Here is a 3728-nt window from a genome sequence, read left to right on the forward strand (position 1 = left end):
TTTATTTGTCTGTATTAACAAATCCGCACCAGAATGACCGGTGGTGCAAAGGTGATACAATTAAAAAGCCCGCAAATCATCCATATCTTTTAACGAACAATACATGCACATCAATCAGAATGAATGGGTGACTGCGGTGATACAGGCCGTGAAGCGAATGAATGGCATATCGTCACCCACTCAGATACGGAAAATTCTTAAATTACTATTATCAGTATAAATAAATATTATCAAATAATCAAGAGTATAAACAAAACTTTACATAAAAAATACTAAAGGAAGATTCTAAGCTATAAAAATTTGTAATATGCGAATAAATTGCATATATAATGGAGTATATGTGCATCAAAATCTATGGATGGGGATGGAAATGAAGCGAAAGACATATGAATAAAATCAGGCATGAAAAAAGAGCCCGGATATCCGGACTCCTTTTTAGTGCAATTCATTAAGCGAGGAACTTCTTCAGTTCTTCGAGGAATGCTTCCTGCGGTACAGCGCCGATCATGCGGTGTACTTCCTGGCCGTCCTTGAAGAGGATGATGGTCGGAATGGACATGATGTTGAACTTTCCTGCGAGTTCCTGCATTTCATCGGTATCAACTTTGGTGAAGTTGACTTTATCTCCGAGCAGCTCGGAGGCATGGTCCATGACCGGGGCCATCATGCGGCAGGGGCCGCACCAAGTTGCCCAGAAGTCAATAATGCTGTAACCTTTGTGGTTTACGATTTCTCTTTCGAAATCTGCCTGGTTGTGAATTTCTGTGATCATAAGTCGATCGCTCCTTTTCGTCCGCGCTTCAAAAAGCAACGCTGCATTTAATTCTTTCTATATGATTATTATAACATATTTTGAAGTATGTACAAGGGGATAAAACTTGAAAATTTCAAGTTTTTAGATATATAGAGAAATAAAAATAGAAATGTTTTGCAAGACATTCTGTGGTGAAATGTCATATGTCTACTTAAATTTGATTTTTAAAATATAGTATACTTTTCAATACTTGCGAATAGGTATAAGTATCTTTTATTACAGAAATTATTTGAAGTAAGGTATAATCAAGTTAATATAATTATATCTCATCAAATAATGAGATTAAGAGATAAGGAAGGAGGACTCGATGGATCGAAAAAGAAACGCTGCTGAGAGGCTGCTTGCATCGTACAGCAGATTTTACGGAATCACCCGTTTCGACGGGATGGACGCTCCGGAGACGGAAGGAGTCAGGGAAGCTCTAAAGCTTTCTGTTCCGCTCCTGCCGGGCGGCGCAGAGCTTACGGCTGTGTGCGAATACTATGAGAGAAACGGCGGCTATTTCCTGCTTCGTTCCAACGAACTATGGACGTCGGAGCAGGAGGAGTTCATTTTCCTCTTCACCTGCCCGCGTCTGACGGAGGCGGTCCATGAGGCCGTGAAGGAATTTGTCTGCCGGAAAGGCAAGAAGATGGCTCATATAGGACCGGGCCATATGTACACAGGGGTTTCCTCTGTCATCATCTGTGATGATGCTGATGAAGCAGCAGAAAAGGCATTGAAGAAATCAAGTTACACGAAAACGTTCCGCTTCATGATTCACGGATGGCTCGAGTACCGGGCCAGCTGCCTAGACCTGTCGAGGGAAAGATTCCTCTTCAACAGGGCAGGGCGGAGAATGCAGCCGGAAATGATGAAGGTGTGGGAAGGACGGAAGGCCGGTCTCGCGTGAGGCCGGGATTTGAAGGGAGGTCACTTCATTGAATACGCTTGTACTGCTCGCGGTTTGTCTCGCTATTCTCCTCTGCGGCTATATTTTCTACGGCCGCTGGCTGGTGAAACAGTGGGACGTGGGTGAGGGAAATATTTCGACACCTGCTCATACAATGGAAGACGGGATTGACTAGTCCCCGCTAAAGCTCCGGCGCTCATGGGGCACCATTTTTCCTCGATTGCAGGCGCAGGCCCTATCACGGGACCGATTGGGGCTGCCATGTTCGGATGGCTGCCTGTCACGCTCTGGGTTCTCGTCGGCGGCATATTCTTTGGCGGCGTCCATGACTTCGGCGCGCTCTTTGCTTCTGTCCGCCACAACGGGCAGTCCATCGGGGAAATCATTTCAGCGAATATGTCTAAGAGAGCCAAGCAGCTCTTCATCATATTCTCTTACCTGACACTGATCCTTGTCGTTGCAGCCTTTGCTGCCATCGTTGCTTCCACGTTCGGCGCAACGATTGAAAACGGCGCGGTCAATATGGAAAAAAGTGCTGTCAAAGCATCCGTTGCTATGGTTTCGATGCTCTTCATTGTGGCTGCCGTCATTTTCGGCCTTATCGTATACCGTTTCCATGTATCCATGGCAGTATCCACAGTGATGGCTATCGGCGCTATCGTCCTCTGCATGGGCATCGGCATGAACTTCCATCCGATTTACTTCTCCCAGACGACATGGATGTGGCTGATCGGCCTTTACATCACGATTGCTTCCGTCACTCCGGTATGGATCCTGCTTTAGCCGCGTGACTACCTGAGTTCGTTCCTTCTCTATGCGATGCTCATCGTTGCCGTCGTCGGCATCGTAGGCGCGCATCCTGATATCGATCCGAACCTCTTCCCGGCTTACACAGGCTTCTCCGTGGACAATGGAAACGGCGTACAGTACCTGTTCCCGATCCTCTTCACGACCGTTGCCTGCGGCGCGATTTCCGGCTTCCATTCCCTTGTATCTTCCGGCACGACGTCCAAACAGCTCGATAAGGAATCCGACGCCAAGCCGATCGCATACGGCGGCATGCTTCTGGAATGTGTTCTTGCCATCATTACCCTCTGCGCGATTGCGTATGCCAGGGAAACAGGCCATATCCACGGCGCGACGGATATCTTCGCCGGCGGCATCGCTGCCATGATTGCCAAGATTCCGGGCCTGGAAGGAGCAGAAACGATGATGTACACGCTCCTTGTCCTGACATACTCCGCATTCTGCCTGACATCCCTTGATACAGCGACAAGACTGGCCCGTTTCATGTTCCAGGAATTCTGGCTCGAACCAGGCGAAACACCGAAGGACATCAAGGGCGGATTCAAGAAACTGATGGTCAATCCGTACTTTGCTACGATCCTGACCGTTGTCCTGGGCGTCCTTCTTGGCATGAACGGCTTCATGAAGATCTGAGGTCTCTTCGGCGCAGCCAACCAGCTCCTCGCCGGAATCGGCCTCCTTGCCGTAGCCGCATGGCTGAGCAATGCAGGGAAGAACAATAAGATGTTCCTCTTCCCGATGACCTTCATGATGATCGTCACCCTTGCATCCCTCGTCATCATCGTCAGGAACCAGATCGGAATGATCATGAAAGGCGGAGCAGACTGGGGCCCGTACGCACAGGCCGGCATCGGCACCCTCCTCATCGTTCTTGCCCTTGAACTTGCCGTAGAAGGTTACCGTACCGTCATGCGCGGCAGAAAAGGCGGCGGAGATAAAGCAGAAAGACTGCCTGACCTTGAAGTAGAAGAATAAGTGAAGACATTAAAAAAGGAACTGTGACAAAATCCGTTAAAACGGTGCTTTTCCCTATTCTCGAGCGAAGCGAGGTTTAAGGGTGTTAACCTTGCTCCGAAGGAGAAGGTCCCGGCGAAGCCGGGGAATACAGTAGTTCTCGAGCGAAGCGAGGTTTTTAGGTGTTCAAACAAAATTAATGCATATAGATGCTAGATAATTCTTTAATGGCATATTCCAATAGAAAAAGGAGCTGTGGCA

At 48.1% G+C, this 3728-nt stretch carries 4 protein-coding genes and 1 pseudogene; 4 read left to right on the forward strand and 1 reads right to left on the reverse strand.

The window, feature by feature from the left end; translation table 11 throughout:
• Nucleotides 1–448: 448 nt before the first annotated feature.
• A complete protein-coding gene (gene trxA / locus M3200_RS02350) occupies nt 449–772 on the reverse strand; it encodes a thioredoxin (RefSeq protein WP_022381934.1) in 324 nt (107 codons plus the stop codon).
• A gap of 349 nt (nt 773–1121) precedes the next feature.
• On the opposite strand from trxA, the gene M3200_RS02355 reads away from it, so the two are divergent.
• From M3200_RS02355 to M3200_RS02370, 4 genes and pseudogenes are all read left to right on the forward strand, one after another.
• Nucleotides 1122–1706 carry a DUF8052 family protein gene (locus M3200_RS02355; protein ID WP_022381935.1) on the forward strand — a complete coding sequence of 195 codons (585 nt, stop codon included), beginning with the start codon at nt 1122–1124 and terminating at the stop codon, nt 1704–1706.
• Between the two features lie 28 nt (nt 1707–1734).
• Nucleotides 1735–1881, forward strand: coding sequence for a carbon starvation CstA family protein (locus M3200_RS02360; RefSeq protein WP_288178086.1), 147 nt, complete (start codon nt 1735–1737; stop codon nt 1879–1881).
• A gap of 23 nt (nt 1882–1904) precedes the next feature.
• Nucleotides 1905–3224, forward strand: a pseudogene (locus M3200_RS02365) (carbon starvation CstA family protein); the annotation flags it as partial.
• Nucleotides 3225–3236: 12 nt separating this feature from the next.
• Nucleotides 3237–3488 carry a hypothetical protein gene (locus tag M3200_RS02370; RefSeq protein ID WP_022381938.1) on the forward strand — a complete coding sequence of 84 codons (252 nt, stop codon included), beginning with the start codon at nt 3237–3239 and terminating at the stop codon, nt 3486–3488.
• The last annotated feature ends 240 nt before the right edge of the window (nt 3489–3728 follow it).

The organism is Dialister sp. CAG:357 (assembly GCF_000435155.1).
GTDB classification, from domain to species: domain Bacteria; phylum Bacillota; class Negativicutes; order Veillonellales; family Dialisteraceae; genus Dialister; species Dialister hominis.

Coding starts and splice junctions, on each gene's coding strand:
- trxA (WP_022381934.1), bottom strand. CDS start 772: ATGATCACAGAAATTCACAACCAGGCAGATTTCGAAAGAGAAATCGTA.
- M3200_RS02355 (WP_022381935.1), top strand. CDS start 1,122: ATGGATCGAAAAAGAAACGCTGCTGAGAGGCTGCTTGCATCGTACAGC.
- M3200_RS02370 (WP_022381938.1), top strand. CDS start 3,237: ATGTTCCTCTTCCCGATGACCTTCATGATGATCGTCACCCTTGCATCC.